The organism is Bradyrhizobium hereditatis, from assembly GCF_020329435.1.
Classification (GTDB): Bacteria; Pseudomonadota; Alphaproteobacteria; order Rhizobiales; family Xanthobacteraceae; genus Bradyrhizobium; species Bradyrhizobium hereditatis.
The window spans coordinates 54,401-69,290 of sequence record NZ_JAGKJK010000010.1 but is presented as its reverse complement, the minus strand read 5'-3'; the positions used below and the strand labels follow the sequence as shown (position 1 = coordinate 69,290).

The window sequence follows — 14,890 nt, the reverse complement described above, 5'->3', positions numbered from 1 at the left end:
AAATCGTCGGCGGGTTACGCTGGCGCTGATCCACCCTACGGCACAGCCGCGCAATAGCGAAAGTGTCGCGCCGACTGTTTCATTTGTAGGCGAATATTCTGCGCATTGTCGGCCGACGGTATTTCCTCGCATTCACGCCGCCGCGCATCCTTGCACACGCCTTTTCACATCGTGGTGAAAGCCCTCGCACGGCTCTCCGGATTTTGCGATGCGATACCCAACTGGGTGGGATGAATTCGTGGCAAGGAGAACCTCACCAATGACCAAGTCTATCCCGACACTCGCCGCCGCGTTTCTGATGACCGCAATCGCAACGCCCGTGTTCGCGCAAGCTGCGATCCAGGAGCCCGGCGCCTTTGCCTTCTATCATCCCAATGCCGACGTGCTCGGCGGCCGGCCGTCCTACCGGTCGTTCGATCAATCGAGCGCCTATTACAATTCCAATGCCTACTACAACCAGGCTGTGCCGGCACCCGAACCGCGGCTGCGGCAGAGATCGACGAGGCATCATCGCAGGGCGCAGTAGCGCGAAGATCTCTCGCGAGGATGCGGCGGCTACGTCGCATCCTCCAAAATCATCGCAGCGCCTTTCTCCGCGATCATCGCCGTCGGCGTATTGGTGTTGCCCGACGTGATCGTGGGCATCACCGAGGCGTCGGCGACGCGCAGGCCAGCGATGCCGTAGAAGCGCAGCCGCTCGTCGACCACCGCCATCGGATCATTCGCGGTGCCCATCTTCGCGGTACCGACGGGATGGAAGATCGTGGTGCCGATGTCGCCGGCGGCCTTTGCCAATGATGCATCGTCATCGCCGACGCTGGGGCCGGGCAGGTATTCGACCGGGTGATAGCGCTCGAGCCGCTTCTGTTTCATCAGCCGCCGCGTGGTGCGGATGGCGTCTGCCGCGACCTGGCGGTCGTCGTCAGTCGAAAGATAGTTCGGTGCGATCGAGGGCGCTTCATCGGGCTTTGCGGAGCGGATGCGCACGGTGCCGCGCGAGGTCGGCTGCAGATTGCAGGCGCTCACGGTGATCGCGGGGAAGCGGTGCAGGGGATCACCGAACTTGTCGAGCGACAGCGGCTGCACGTGAAACTGGATGTTGGCGCGCGCACGGCGTGGATCGGAGCGGGTGAAGATGCCGAGCTGCGAGGGCGCCATGGTCAGCGGCCCGCGGCGGCGGAAGGCGTAGTCGAGCCCCATCAAGCCGCGCCGCATCAGCGACCAGTAGGTCTCGTTCAGCGTGCGCACGCCCTCGACCTTGTAGATCGCGCGCTGCTGCAGATGGTCCTGCAGATTGCGGCCGACACCCGGTTTGTCCAGCACCACATCGATGCCGAGCGGCGACAGCCAGTCGGCGGGCCCGATGCCGGAGCGGTGCAGCACCTGCGTCGAGCCGATTGATCCCGCGCATAAAATAACTTCGCCTTTGGTGCGCGCCTCGACCACATCGTTGCCTTGCAGGAAGCGCACACCCACCGCGCGGCCGTTCTCGACAACGAGACGGTCGACCAGCACGTGCTTTTCCAGCCGCAAATTGCTGCGGTTCAGCACCGGCTTGAGGAAGCCGCGCGCGGATGACCAGCGGCGGCCGCGCTTCTGGTTGACGTGGAAATAGCTCACGCCTTCATTGTCGCCGGTGTTGAAATCGGGAATGCGCTTGATGCCCATCTCTTCGGCGGCATCGCCGACCGCGTCGAGAATGGCCCAGGACAGCCGCGGCGCCTCGATGCGCCAGCCGCCGCCAACGCCGTGATGTTCGCTTTCCCCGAGGAAATGATCCTCCAGACGTTTGAACAGCGGCTTGACATCGTCATAGCTCCAGCCGGTCAGCCCGAGTTGCCGCCAGTGATCATAATCGGCGGATTGCCCGCGCATCGAAATCATCGCGTTGATGGCGGAGCAGCCGCCGATCACCTTGCCGCGCGGATAGGCAAGCGAGCGGCCGTTGAGCCCAGGCTCCGGCTCGGTCCTGAACATCCAGTCCGAACGGGGATTGCCGATCGCGAAGAGATAGCCGACCGGAATGTGAAACCATATCCAGTTGTCGTTGCCGCCGGCTTCAAGGATCAGCACGCGGTTGTTCGGGTTCGCCGACAGCCGGTTGGCCATGATGCAGCCGGCGGTCCCTGCGCCAACCACGATATAGTCGAAATCACCTTCGAGCCGCTTCGGCATTATCCGCCCAATTTTGTTGATTGATCGATGTCCGGCGTCCCGGCATCCACACTTCCATTGCGCGCTTTTTAGTCAGACGCCGATGGCGGGGACAAGCCCGCCGATTGCGGGATGGAGCCCCCGCGCTCAGGCCATTGGGTGGACCACCGCTTGCATGCTACAAAAGTCCTAGCGTTCCAACCTGAGGTTCGAGAAGTCCCATGCCCATCGTCAACCGCGTCGCCGATCTGCAACCCGATATTCAGGCCTGGCGTCGCGTTATCCATCAAAACCCTGAATTGCTGTATGACGTGCACCGCACTGCAGCATTTGTAGCGGATCGCCTGCGCGAATTCGGCTGCGACGAGGTCGCCACCGGCCTCGGCAAGACCGGCGTCGTCGGCGTCATCAAGGGCAAGCAGCCTGGCAGGGGCGAGATCAGGGTGATTGGGCTGCGCGCCGACATGGATGCGCTCCCGATCCAAGAGGAAACCAATCTGCCCCACGCCTCCAAGACGCCGGGCAAGATGCACGCTTGCGGCCATGACGGGCACACCGCGATGCTTTTGGGGGCAGCGCGATACCTCGCCGAGACCCGGAATTTTGCCGGCAACGCGGTCGTGATCTTCCAGCCGGCCGAGGAGGGCGGGGCAGGCGCCGCCGCCATGATCCAGGACGGGCTGATGGACCGGTTCGGCATCGAGCAGGTCTACGGCATGCACAATGGTCCCGGGATTCCGGTCGGCTCCTTCGCCATCCGCTCCGGCCCGGTGATGGCCGCAACCGACTCGGTCGACATCAAGATCGAGGGCCTCGGCGGCCACGCCGCGCGCCCGAACAAATGCATCGATTCCGTGCTGGTCGGCTCCCAGCTCATCACGGCGCTGCAAGGGATCGTCTCGCGGACCATCGATCCGCTAGAATCGGCCGTGATCTCAATCTGCGAGTTCCACGCCGGCAATGCGCGCAACGTTATCCCGCAAACCGCCGAACTCCGCGGCACCGTGCGGACGCTGACGCCGGAGGTACGCGAAACGGTCGAGCGGCGCGTCCGCGAGGTCTGTGAGGGCGTCGCCAAAATGACCGGCGCGAAGATCGATCTGGTTTACGAGCGCGGCTATCCCGTGACCAAAAACCATGCCGAGCAGACCGAATTTGCCACGCAGGTCGCCAAGGAAGTTGCCGGCGCCCAGAACGTTCATGAGATGCCGCCGCTGATGGGCGCGGAAGATTTTTCCTACATGCTGGAAGCTCGCCCGGGCGCCTTCATCTTCTGCGGCAACGGCGACAGCGCAGGGCTGCATCACCCCGCCTATGATTTCAACGACGAGGCGATCGTGTACGGCACCTCGTACTGGATCAAGCTGGTCGAGAACAAGTTGGCGGCGTCTTAAGGGCGCGCGGCGCCGCTTCAACTTCGGTCCGCACTGGAAGTGCGAGACAGCATCAAGGAAGGCCTGTATCTCCAATACAGGCCTTCATTATTTGCCGCTCAGCCGCAACTTGAAGTGCGGCAAGGCTCTTCGCCTTCAGTATCTGAGGGGTCGTCACGCCGCTCAATAGCGCTCCGGGACGTACATTTCGCGTGGAATCGGCCCGCGGCTATATTCGGGGTTGCGAACCCGCGGCGGCAGTACCACCGGCTCGCGCTTGATTTCCTGGTAGGGAATCTGTTCGAGCAGATGCGCGATGCAGTTCAATCGTGCCTTCTTCTTGTCGTCGGCCTCGACGAGCCACCAGCGAGCTTCCGGAATATGGGTACGCTCCAGCATCGCTTCCTTGGCCTTGGTGTATTGCTCCCAGCGGCTGCGCGATTCCACATCCATCGGGCTCAGCTTCCACTGCTTGAGCGGATCGTGAATCCGCATCATGAAGCGCAAATACTGCTCCTCATCGGTGATGGAAAACCAGTACTTGATGAGGGTGATTCCGGAGCGCACGAGCATGCGCTCGAACTCCGGCACCGACCGGAAGAATTCCTCGACGTCGTCTTCAGTGCAGAAGCCCATCACGCGCTCGACGCCGGCGCGGTTATACCAGCTACGGTCGAACAGCACGATCTCGCCACCGGCCGGCAAATGCGACACGTAGCGCTGGAAATACCATTGCGTGCGCTCACGCTCGTTCGGCGCCGGAAGCGCTGCGACCCGGCACACCCGCGGATTAAGCCGCTGGGTGATGCGCTTGATGACGCCGCCCTTGCCTGCGGAATCGCGCCCCTCGAAAATCACCACCACCTTGAGATGGTGGTGCTGTACCCAGGTCTGCAATTTTATCAGTTCACCCTGCAGACGGATTAATTCCTTGAAGTAGATGCGCCGGTCGATCGTCTCTTCTGCCGTATGATCGGCAAATTCATTGGTCAGCGCATCGAGGCGGTCGTCATCGATTTCAAGCTCCAGTTCTTCATCGAAACTGTCCAGCATTTCCGCCTGAATGCGGTCTTGGATCGGCGTGGTGTCATTCGGGGGCCTTTTGGTCATGGCGGGTTCCGGCTGCAGAGCTGCTGGGTTTGCGTGAACTGTGTACGTCGATGTCCTGCCGTATCATCCGTCAGGTGCTTTGCGGAAAGCAAAACGCCGCGGTTTGGTTCCGTCTTCTGCTATCCATCGAGCTGCCACGGCAGCGTCCCGGGCATCGCTGATGGCCTAGGTTCGAGAACAGTACGTAGAGCTCGCTGACAGGCAGATCGCGGCCGGCACCGCAGCGGCCCATGCCATCAGGAGATTGCGAACCGCTAATGACAGTTGGGCTATCCCGGCCGCGGACGGCCAGGGATGCCCGCCGTGGTCCCCTTCAGGCCACGCGTGGTTTGAGGAAATCGTCTCACAACTTTTTTTATCGCCCTGTCGGAACACGCCGCCCTCCATCCGTCCTTGGTGCGGAAGCGGCCGCCCCGTGGCCGGGTATCTCAGGAAAGGAACGTCGATGAAGGTCACACAGCATCTCTGGTTCGAGAAGGACATGGAGGCCGCGATCAGCTTCTACACCTCGCTGATTCGCGGTTCGGCGGTGCAATGGATTTCATCCCTACCGGCCGACAGCCCGAGCGGGCCCGCCGGCAGTGTCAAGATCGCCGCCTTCACCCTGGCCGACCAGCGCTACATGGCGATCGAGGCGGGCCCGCTCGACCCGTTCAACCACAGCTTCTCGATCATGGTCGAATGCGACACGCAGGCTGAAATCGACCATTTGTGGGACGCCTTGCGAGAGGGCGGCAAGATCGAGCAATGCGGCTGGCTAAGGGATCGTTGGGGCCTGTCCTGGCAGATTGCACCCAGACGGCTCGGCGAATTGATGAACGATCCCGATCGCGCCAAGGCCAAGCGCGTTTCCGAGGCCATGTTGAAGATGGTCAAGTTCAACATTGCGGAAATAGAAGCGGTGGCGAAAGGCTAGAACGCGCGGGTAACACGCCGCTGAAGCAGGCAGCTTGCGCCTGGACGATCAAGCGCCGAGCGCGATTGCGTCGCTGTGCAACGCGAGGGCTAAAGGCCGAGAGCTAAAGGAAGAAGGGTCGCGCGCTGCACGGCGCCGGGGCTGGAGGAGGACCGCGCAGCGCGTCGACCATATGGGAGCATCTAGCGTGACCAGACGTCCCACATTCCTTGAGAATGCGATTGTGTCCACTATCAATTAATGGTTGCAAGCGCGATTGTCAATTTTTCCGTTATATTTCACCAGAAATTGCGCAGCGCCGATTGGCGGAATTCAGGCCGCATGTGCTGATTTTCGCAGCACCGCGGCGGCAATTTTGAGGTCCTGGACAAAGCGCCGGTATTCGCGCGCTTTGGCATCCGCATCAGGCAGGCGCAGCAGATAGGACGGATGCACCGTCACCATGGCCCGGGTTCCATCATCCAGATCGATCGGGCGGCCGCGGTTCTTGTTGATCGGCGTGATCTTCCCGAACACGCTTTGCGCAGCGGTGGCGCCCATCGCCACCACGAGATCGGGCCGGATCGCGGCCAGTTCGCGTTCGTACCACTGCCGGCATGCCTTGATCTCCGGCGTGTTGGGCTTCTGGTGCAGGCGGATTTTGCCGCGCGGCACGAATTTGAAATGCTTCACCGCATTGGTGACGTAGACCTTGCGGCGGTCGATGCCGGCTTCTTCCAGCGCGCGGTCGAGCATCTGCCCCGCAGGCCCGACGAACGGTTTGCCGGCGAGATCTTCCTTGTCGCCGGGCTGTTCGCCGACCAGCATGATCTGCGCCGTCTGCTGGCCTTCGCCGAATACCGTCTGGGTCGCGTGCTTATAGAGATGACAGGCGCGGCAATCGGCGGCTTCCTCGCGCAACATCTCGATGTCGTCAGCACGTCTGCGTGCCATTTCGCTTGCCTCGTCGCTTTCCACTGATGGTTCCAGCCGCGTCTGCGGCTTGTGCGGTTCGGTCGCGGCCTTCGCGATCATCGCGCTTGCGGTGCGCTCTGCGCCTTCGATCAGGGGTTTAATCGATGAAGCCTCCGGCAGGTTCCTCCAGTATTTGCCCGGCATCTCCTTTTGCACGGGATTGAAAATGCTGGCGTAGTAGCTCCGCCAGGTTTCCTCGAGCCGATCGGCAGTTGGCGCTTCGCTTTTGGCAACGCCCGGCGTGAACGAAACGGCATGGCCGTCCCAATGCGCGCAGACATCGGGGGTGAGGATCGACCAGGGCATGTCGGCAAAACGGCGCGCGAAGAACGGGGCGGCCAATTCGACGATGTGATGCTCCGGCTCGAACCAGGCGACAAAGTGCGACTTCTGCTCGCGGCCGACTTCGCGGAAGCGGACGAGAGCGTGCATCTTGTGCTCGTCGCTGCGCACGGCTTTTGCCATGGCCGTGATCTCAGCCACGTCGGGATCGGTCGCGATCTCGAGTAGATCGTGATGTTGGCGCAGCCGCCACAGCAGGCGATAGAGCAGGGCGAACCGCTCGGGGTTGCGATGCAGGATTGCGACTTCAGCCAGTTCGACGAATCTGGCCGGGACGCTGAAGGTGCCCTGTGGCGGTTCGAGCGGCTGATGCGTCGGCGCGAACAATTCGGACGCATCGTTGGCCACGCGCCATGTCACGTTGGATGGTTTGACGTCGTTCAGCGCCAGCGCGCGCGCCGCGTTACGCCAGCCGTCGAAATCAGTTTCGCTGTCGAGGATGATGTGGTGCATGGTGCTTGCTCTCCGCATACTCCGCCGTCACGTCCATCGTGAATCCCTTTGATTCTATTCATGAATCTCCTGAGCTTCGATCTCAGTTGACTCTGCTTGGCCTGTTAGCTTTATATTAGAACATATCATGAACAAATGAGCCAGCCGCGCGTTCACTCGGGAAGAAGCGGCAAAGGCCAAACTCTTGAAGGAGCGGCGCATGAGCACCGCACGCATGAGCACGCTTGCGACTTTGCGCGGAAGCATCGAGCGCCTGGAGCAGGGCGCGGCGCATGATCTCAACAAGATCGCGCTCGGCCATGCGGCAGCGGATTCTGTGCTGCAAGGCGGGCTTGCGGTCGCAGCGGTCCATGAAGTGTTCGCCGAGGGTCATCAGAGCGCAACGGCCACCGGCTTCATCGCTGGCCTCGCGGGACGGGTATCGTCGCGCCGGCCGCTGGTCTGGGTGCGGCAGGATTTTTCGGAAATTGAAGCGGGCGCGCTGTCGATGAGCGGGCTTGCCGAGCTGGGTCTCGACCCGCGGCTGCTCGTGACCGTGCGCGCCGCCGACACCGATGCCGCGCTGCGGACCGCCGCCGATGCGCTGGCCTGCGATGCGCTCGGCGCCGTCGTGCTCGAGGTCTGGGGCCAGGCGCGCCAGCTCGATCTCGTCGCCAGCCGCAAACTTACATTGGCTGCGCAAGCTTCGGGCGTCACCGCCTTGCTGCTGCGGGTGGCGGCGGAGCCGCGGCCTTCGACGGCGGAGACAAGGTGGATCGTGCGCGCGGCGCATTCGCCGCCTTCCGCCCCTTCAATGCCTGCGGCGCCTTGGAGCGCGTGGGGCGCACCCGTCTTCGACGCGCAGCTCGTTCGTAACCGTCATGGCCCGGTTGGCCGGTGGATCATGGAATGGAATTGTGATGAGAGCCAATTCAGTGAACCGGCGTCGCATCCTCAGCCTGTGGTTGCCACGCCTGCCCGTCGACCGCATCAAGCGGAAGCTTTCAGCCTCCAGCGGCGTGCAAGCTGAAAACTGCAGGGCGGCGGATGAAAATTCCAAAGCGATTTCGAGCGACGCTGCTCACGACACGACCGGTGCGCTCCCTCCCCCCTTGCGGGGGAGGGCTGGGGAGAGGGGTGGCGGCAACGGCAGTGCTCGTGGCTTACCCCTCTCCCTAACCCCAAGAGCGAGTTCCGCTCGTCTCGACCCCCGCAAGGGGGGAGGGAACAACAGCGATGCGCTGGGTGACACCTCTCACAACACGAACAGTCGGCTCCCTCTCCCGCTTGCGGGGGAGGGTTGGGGTGGGGGTTTCGCCGCGAGTGACACTGTTCGTATAGAGGGAACTTCCTCCACCAGCATCGCCGATTCCTACCCCACCGTCGTCGTCGCCAAGCAGCACAACGCCATCCTGATTCACTCCCTCGACGAGGCCGCCGTCCGCGCCGGCGTTTCGATCGGCCTGCCGCTCGCCAATGCCCGCGCGATCTGCCCTGAGCTGACGGTGTTTGATGCCGATGAAGTCGCCGACCGCAAGATGCTCGAAGACATCGCCGACTGGTGCGACCGCTTCACGCCCCTGGTGGCGCTCGATCCGCCGCACGGGCTCTATCTCGATATCACCGGCTGCGCCCATCTGTTCGGCGGCGAGCGTGCGCTGTTGCAGATCGTGAGCGGCGCACTGAGCCGCCGCGGCTTTGCCGTCAGCGCAGCGATCGCTTCTACCGCGATCTGCGCCCGCACGGTGACGCGCCACGCCTCCGGAAAGATCGTTGCCGATGGCGAGGAGGCGGAAGCCGTCGCTCCGCTGCCGGTATCTGCGCTCGGCGCTGAGGATGCCATCACCGCTGGCCTGCGCCGCGCCGGATTGAAGACCATCGGCGATGTTGCCTTGCGCGCGCCTCACGAAATCACTGCGCGGTTTGGCGCGTCCTTTACGGCACTGTTGCAGCAGGCGCTGGGGCAGGGCGATGGGCCGATCAGCCCGCGAAAGCCGCTGCCGGATTACATCGTCGAGAAACGCTTTCCTGACCCGGTCGCCACCGACACCGTGATCGCGATGAACCTGTCCGCACTGGCGACCATGCTGGTCACGGCGATGGACAAGCAGGGCAAGGGCGCCCGAAAGCTGGAAGCAAGTTTTTTCCGCACCGACGGCGCGGTGCGCACGATTCCCGTCGAGACCGGACGTCCCGTAACGAAGCCGGAGGTGATCGATCGCCTGTTCCGCGAGCGGTTAGAGGCGCTCAATGATCCCCTCGATCCCGGCTTCGGCTTCGATCTCATCCGCCTTTCCGCCAGCCGCACCGAAATCGTAGTGCAGCAGCAGCGCGATCTCGATGCCAATGTTCACGACAGTGACGAATTGTCCGCGTTGATCGACCGCATCGCCGCGCGCATCGGCGGAAAGCGCGTCGTCGTGCATCTGCCTGAGGATACCCACATTCCTGAAAGCGCCGTGCGCGCTGTGTCGGCGCAACATCATCTGGCGGCGGCGACGCAGGCGGCTTGGCCGGAGCGGATCGCGGGCGAGCCGCCGCTCCGGCCCTTGCGGCTGTTCGAAAAGCCGGAGCCCATCAAGGTGCCGTTCGCGACCGTGCCTGACGGTCCGCCACACCAGTTCACCTGGCGGCGCGTGACGCACGCGGTGGTACGGGTGGAGGGACCCGAACGCATCGCCATGGAATGGTGGAAGCAGAACGGCGACGGCCCGACGCGGGATTATTTCCGCATCGAGGATGAAGCGGGCCAGCGCTTCTGGATCTTTCGCGACGGCCTCTATGAAAGCGAGCTGGCGGATGAGGAGGGCGAACCCACGCCGCCCAGATGGTTCGTGCACGGACTATTCGCATGAAAAGCCCCTTCGACAATTATGCCGAGATCGGCATCACCAGCAATTTCTCGTTCCTGCGCGGCGGCTCGGACCCGCGCGCCTATGTGCATCAGGCAAGCGAACTCGGCATTCCCGTGATCGGCATCGCCGATCACAACACGCTGGCCGGCGTGGTGCGCGCCTACAAGGAGCTCGACAATCCCGAGGTCAAATACAAACCAAAGCTTCTGATCGGCGCGCGGATCGTCTTCATCGATGGCACGCCCGACATTCTGGTCTATCCGCGCGACCGCGCCGCTTACGGGCCGAAGGCCAGCTTCTGGTGCTGGCGCTACCGCACCGTTTCGATGCGGAGGGCGCGTCAAAAATCCTGCAGCGGTTGAAGGACAGTGGCGCCGATGGCGTCTGGCTCGCCGCAAGCCTGCTCTATCGCGGCGACGACCGGCGTCGCCTCGCACGGCTGCACCGCATCGCACACGCCGCAAAAGTCCCGCTGCTCGCTAACAACGAGGTGCTGTACCATCATCCCGCCCGCCGCCGGCTGCAGGACGTGCTGACCTGCATCAGGGAGAAGACCACGATCGATGCCATCGGCCGGCGGCTCGAGGCTAATGCCGAGCGCTACCTGAAACCGCCGCATGAAATGGCGCGGCTATTTCGCGATCTCCCCGAGGCGATTGTGGAAACCATGCGCTTTGCGAGCCGTATTTTGTTCTCGCTCGATCAGCTCAAATATCAGTATCCGGACGAGCCGGTGCCGCCGGGCAAGACCGCGCAGGAGCATCTCGAAGATCTCACCTGGGCGGGCGTCGACAAATACTTCGGTGGGGTAATCGACGACAAGTTGCGCGCTACCTTGCGCAAGGAGCTCGATCTAATCGCCGAATTGAAATACGCGCATTATTTCCTGACCGTGCACGACATCGTGCAATATGCCCGCAGCCAGAACATCCTCTGTCAGGGCAGGGGATCAGCAGCGAACTCGGCCGTCTGCTACGTGCTCGGCGTCACTTCGGTCGATCCGACCAAGGTCGATCTCTTGTTCGAGCGTTTCATCTCCAAGGAGCGGCTGGAGCCGCCCGACATCGACGTCGATTTCGAGCATTCGCGGCGCGAGGAGGTGATGCAATATGTCTACCGCCGCTACGGCCGTCACCGCGCCGCTGTTATCGCGACCGTCATCCATTATCGCCCGCGCAGCGCGATCCGCGACGTCGGCAAGGCGCTGGGGCTGACGGAAGACGTCACTGCCGCGCTCGCCGATACGGTCTGGGGAAGCTGGGGCAAGGGCCTCAACGAGATGCAGGTCCGCCAGGCCGGACTCGATCCGCAGAATGCGATGGTCGAACTCGCGGTCGAGCTTGCCGCCGAGCTGATCGAATTCCCCCGTCATCTGTCGCAGCATGTCGGCGGTTATGTGCTGACGCAGGACCGGCTCGATACGTATGTGCCGATCGGCAACGCCGCGATGGACGACCGCACCTTCATCGAATGGGACAAGGACGATGTCGACGCGCTTAGCATGATGAAGGTCGACGTGCTGGCGCTGGGCATGCTGACCTGCATCCGCAAATGCTTTGACCTGATCGCCGACCATAAGGGAAAGCGATACGAATTGGCTGACATCAAGGCGATCGACAACGATGATGTTTTTAAAATGCTGCAGAGGGGAGAGTCCCTCGGTGTGTTCCAGGTCGAAAGCCGCGCACAGATGAACATGTTGCCGCGTTTGAAGCCGAAGACATTTTACGATCTCGTCATTGAAGTCGCGATCGTGCGGCCCGGCCCGATCCAGGGCGACATGGTGCATCCCTATTTGCGGCGGCGGAACGGCCAGGAAAAAGTGAGCTATCCCTCGCCATCGCCCGATCACGGACCGGCGGACGAATTGTACCGCGTGCTCCACAAGACGCTCGGCGTGCCGCTATTCCAGGAGCAGGCGATGCGGATCGCGATCGAGGCCGCCAAGTTTTCGCCCGAAGAGGCCAACGGCCTGCGCCGCTCGATGGCGACCTTCCGCAATCTCGGCACCATCGGCAAGTACGAAACCAAGCTGATCGGCAACATGATCGCGCGCGGCTATGATGCTGAATTCGCCAAGAGCTGCTTCGACCAGATCAAGGGTTTTGGCTCTTACGGCTTTCCGGAAAGCCATGCCGCGAGCTTCGCCCAGCTCGTCTATATCTCCTCATGGCTGAAGCATTATCACCCCGACGCCTTCTGCTGCGGCCTGCTCAACTCGCAGCCGATGGGTTTTTATGCGCCCGCCCAGATCGTCGGCGATGCCCGCAAGAACGGCGTAGAGGTTCGCGAGATCGATGTGTCCTACAGCTTTGCGCAGAACACGCTGGAGGAGGGGGACGGCAAATATTGCGCCGTCCGTCTCGGCTTCCGCCAGATCGACGGCTTCCACTGGCTCGATGAGGATGAGGAAAGGTTGAAAAGAAGCCAGGCATCATTCCGGGGCGTGTCAGTCAACCGCACGGGGACTGTGCTCCCTCTCCCGCTTGCGGGGGAGGGTCGGGGTGGGGGTGCCTCCACGAGTCATACTGCCCGTATGGAGGGAGCCCCCACCCGGATCGCATCATTCGATGCGATCCGACCTCCCCCGCAAGCGGGAGAGGTGAAGCGCGCCCGCGGAGCGGCAGTTGCAGAAACAACCGACTGGGCCGACCGCATCGTCGCCGCCCGCAAGCGCCGGCCTTTCACCTCGCTGGAGGAATTTGCCCGCGACACCGGCTTGCCGAAGCGCGCGCTGATCCTGCTTGCCGACGCCGATGCCTTCCGCTCGATCGGGCTCGATCGCCGCGCGGCGCTCTGGGCGGTACGGCGGCTGCCCGACGACGTGCCGCTGCCGCTGTTTCAGGCCGCAATCGCCCGCGAGCAGCCGGACGAGAACGCCAAGCCGTTGCCCGAGATGCCGCTGCCCGAGCAGGTGGTCGCCGACTACCAGACGGTCCGCCTGTCGCTGAAGGGCCACCCGATGGAGTTCTTGCGCGAGATGTTCACCAAAGAGCGCGTCGTCCCCTGCAAGGACGTCAACCACACAAGCGATAAGCGTCGCGTCCGCTGTGCCGGCGTGGTGCTGGTGCGGCAGCGCCCGGGCAGCGCCAAGGGCGTCGTGTTCATGACGCTGGAGGATGAGACCGGCATCGCCAATATCGTGGTGTGGCCCAAGGTGATGGAGCAGTACCGCAAGGAAGTGATGGGCGCGCGCCTGATCCTGGTCGAGGGCTATGTCCAGAGTAGCCCCGAGGAAGTGACGCATCTGGTGGCGCAGCGGATGTTCGACCGTTCCCACGACCTGATCGGCCTCGCCAACGACGCGCTGAGCCGCAAGCCTCCGGTGCCGGCAGGCTCCGTGCTGGTCGAACCGCTCAACGACGACCGCCGCGACCATGCCGATACGCCAGCGCAAAAAATCCGCCACCCCCGCGACGTCCGCATCCTGCCGCCGTCCCGGGATTTTCATTGAGCTACAGTAGCGCTGCGCGTCGCTATGCGCTCGCCCCCTAAGCTCTCGTTTCCGCAGCAGCCAAGATCGCTTCGACGTTCTCAGGCGCGAAAAATTCCGTCGGCGATATCGTCGCGGCGTTCATACGCGCAAAGCCGTCCATGGCGGCCTGGTTGCCATGAACCACGCCAAGGATCCGTTGTAGCTCGGGTGGCGGCGGTTCGAGCGTTGCGAGGTCGCAGGTGAAATCGTACATCGCGCCAACGTCGGCGTCGCGGATGCGCTGATACTCGCTCATGGCTTCCTCGAATGGCCGCGCGCCCGACAATGATTGGTCGATCGCCCCGGCGCAGAGTTCGGCGTCGCGGAAGGCGTCGAGGATTCCCTGCGCTGTTATGAAGTCCCTGTTATAGCCGGCGTCTCCTACGAGAGCCCAGCCGGGCCCGTAAGGCTTGCGAAAATAGTTCGGGACAGCTGTGCCGGCGAACGGTGCTTCGCGCGTTGCGCTACGCAGCCGCCTCGCAAAGTCCGGCGCCTGCTCGATTGCCTTCAGGTAATTGCCTTCGATGTCCTTCTTGTTTTCCGCAAACTCCGCGTAGGGCCATCCGGCAATGACGAGCGTCAAGTCGTCATGGGTCGGCATTGCTGCAAATGCGCGCCTGTCGCGGATGAAGGTTTCAAAGCGGCCGTCGGTCGGCAGTCCTCTCCAATAGCTGTAGTAACCCGCCAGCAAAGGCGGCTTGTCGCGGTAGTGCTCGGGATGCACCGCCTCGCTGAGCATGGAGTGCCGGCCATCGGCGCCCACGATCATTTCGGCATGTTCCGTAACAGCGCCGCCGTGCTTCGATCGACCCCTGATGCCGACGACGCGCGCTCCCTGGAAAATGATCTCCTCGACTACGAAACCCTGACGAATCTCCGCACCGGATTCGGCGGCGGCATCGACAAGCAGCTTGTCGAGGATTGTCCGCCGCGGGCAGTAGGCAACGGAGTCCTTGTCCATCCCCGGAGCGCCGGCAATCGTGAAGGCGCCGAAGTCAAAGGAGTAGGTGTGGATCGGCGGGCATCCGGTCGCCACCAGCCGGTCGAGCAGACCCCACCGTGCCAGCGCATTCACGGCGCGGGGATGCACGAGATGTGTTGAGACGGTGTCGCTCGGGAATGATGCGCGATCGACCGCCAGCACCCGGTATCCCCTACGCGCCAGCAGCATCGCTGTCGGCGAGCCGGCGCAGCGCGCGCCCATGACGATCACGTCGAACGCCTTGTCCATCAGAACCTCCTTGTTCGTACGCGCCAATTCATGGCAGCCGGACTGACC

At 62.9% G+C, this 14,890-nt stretch carries 11 protein-coding genes; 7 read left to right on the top strand and 4 right to left on the bottom strand.

Annotation, left to right across the window (positions count from 1 at the left end; all coding sequences use genetic code 11):
* Positions 1-259: 259 nt before the first annotated feature.
* A complete protein-coding gene (locus tag J6524_RS23100; RefSeq protein WP_225674752.1) occupies positions 260-526 on the top strand; it encodes a hypothetical protein in 267 nt (88 codons plus the stop codon).
* Between the two features lie 29 nt (positions 527-555).
* On the opposite strand, the gene J6524_RS23095 is transcribed toward J6524_RS23100, so the two are convergent.
* A complete protein-coding gene (locus J6524_RS23095; RefSeq protein ID WP_225674750.1) occupies positions 556-2,175 on the bottom strand; it encodes a GMC family oxidoreductase in 1,620 nt (539 codons plus the stop codon).
* Between the two features lie 200 nt (positions 2,176-2,375).
* Here J6524_RS23095 and J6524_RS23090 point away from each other — a divergent pair, with 200 nt between their 5' ends.
* The gene (locus tag J6524_RS23090) at positions 2,376-3,548 is read left to right on the top strand and encodes a M20 aminoacylase family protein (RefSeq protein ID WP_225674748.1); all 1,173 of its coding nucleotides are present in this window, start codon (positions 2,376-2,378) and stop codon (positions 3,546-3,548) included.
* 162 nt (positions 3,549-3,710) lie between these two features.
* Here the strand turns inward: J6524_RS23090 and ppk2 are convergent, their stop codons facing one another.
* Positions 3,711-4,637, bottom strand: a complete 927-nt coding sequence (gene ppk2, locus J6524_RS23085) for a polyphosphate kinase 2 (protein ID WP_225674746.1) — start codon at positions 4,635-4,637, stop codon at positions 3,711-3,713.
* 445 nt (positions 4,638-5,082) lie between these two features.
* On the opposite strand from ppk2, the gene J6524_RS23080 reads away from it, so the two are divergent.
* The gene (locus J6524_RS23080; protein WP_225674744.1) at positions 5,083-5,553 is read left to right on the top strand and encodes a VOC family protein; all 471 of its coding nucleotides are present in this window, start codon (positions 5,083-5,085) and stop codon (positions 5,551-5,553) included.
* A gap of 312 nt (positions 5,554-5,865) precedes the next feature.
* Here J6524_RS23080 and J6524_RS23075 read toward each other — a convergent pair whose 3' ends face one another.
* On the bottom strand, positions 5,866-7,302 hold the full coding sequence (locus tag J6524_RS23075; protein ID WP_225674742.1) for a UdgX family uracil-DNA binding protein: 1,437 nt from the start codon (positions 7,300-7,302) through the stop codon (positions 5,866-5,868).
* A gap of 199 nt (positions 7,303-7,501) precedes the next feature.
* On the opposite strand from J6524_RS23075, the gene J6524_RS23070 reads away from it, so the two are divergent.
* From J6524_RS23070 to J6524_RS23055, 4 genes are all read left to right on the top strand, one after another.
* On the top strand, positions 7,502-8,311 hold the full coding sequence (locus tag J6524_RS23070) for an ImuA family protein (RefSeq protein WP_225674740.1): 810 nt from the start codon (positions 7,502-7,504) through the stop codon (positions 8,309-8,311).
* Positions 8,312-8,618: 307 nt separating this feature from the next.
* Positions 8,619-10,136, top strand: coding sequence for a Y-family DNA polymerase (locus J6524_RS23065; protein ID WP_225675239.1), 1,518 nt, complete (start codon positions 8,619-8,621; stop codon positions 10,134-10,136).
* On the top strand, positions 10,133-10,498 hold the full coding sequence (locus J6524_RS23060; RefSeq protein WP_225675237.1) for a PHP domain-containing protein: 366 nt from the start codon (positions 10,133-10,135) through the stop codon (positions 10,496-10,498). Before J6524_RS23065 ends, J6524_RS23060 begins: the two co-directional genes overlap by 4 nt.
* Complete coding sequence (locus J6524_RS23055; protein WP_312002450.1) at positions 10,438-13,590, top strand: error-prone DNA polymerase; 3,153 nt, start codon at positions 10,438-10,440, stop codon at positions 13,588-13,590. Before J6524_RS23060 ends, J6524_RS23055 begins: the two co-directional genes overlap by 61 nt.
* Before the next feature lie 37 nt (positions 13,591-13,627).
* Here the strand turns inward: J6524_RS23055 and J6524_RS23050 are convergent, their stop codons facing one another.
* Complete coding sequence (locus J6524_RS23050; protein WP_225674738.1) at positions 13,628-14,842, bottom strand: NAD(P)/FAD-dependent oxidoreductase; 1,215 nt, start codon at positions 14,840-14,842, stop codon at positions 13,628-13,630.
* Positions 14,843-14,890: the final 48 nt, after the last annotated feature.

Bases quoted from the DNA above. Each gene is read 5' to 3' on its own strand.
- J6524_RS23100 (WP_225674752.1), top strand. From the start codon at position 260: ATGACCAAGTCTATCCCGACACTCGCCGCCGCGTTTCTGATGACCGCA.
- J6524_RS23095 (WP_225674750.1), bottom strand. From the start codon at position 2,175: ATGCCGAAGCGGCTCGAAGGTGATTTCGACTATATCGTGGTTGGCGCA.
- J6524_RS23090 (WP_225674748.1), top strand. From the start codon at position 2,376: ATGCCCATCGTCAACCGCGTCGCCGATCTGCAACCCGATATTCAGGCC.
- ppk2 (WP_225674746.1), bottom strand. From the start codon at position 4,637: ATGACCAAAAGGCCCCCGAATGACACCACGCCGATCCAAGACCGCATT.
- J6524_RS23080 (WP_225674744.1), top strand. From the start codon at position 5,083: ATGAAGGTCACACAGCATCTCTGGTTCGAGAAGGACATGGAGGCCGCG.
- J6524_RS23075 (WP_225674742.1), bottom strand. From the start codon at position 7,302: ATGCACCACATCATCCTCGACAGCGAAACTGATTTCGACGGCTGGCGT.
- J6524_RS23070 (WP_225674740.1), top strand. From the start codon at position 7,502: ATGAGCACCGCACGCATGAGCACGCTTGCGACTTTGCGCGGAAGCATC.
- J6524_RS23060 (WP_225675237.1), top strand. From the start codon at position 10,133: ATGAAAAGCCCCTTCGACAATTATGCCGAGATCGGCATCACCAGCAAT.
- J6524_RS23050 (WP_225674738.1), bottom strand. From the start codon at position 14,842: ATGGACAAGGCGTTCGACGTGATCGTCATGGGCGCGCGCTGCGCCGGC.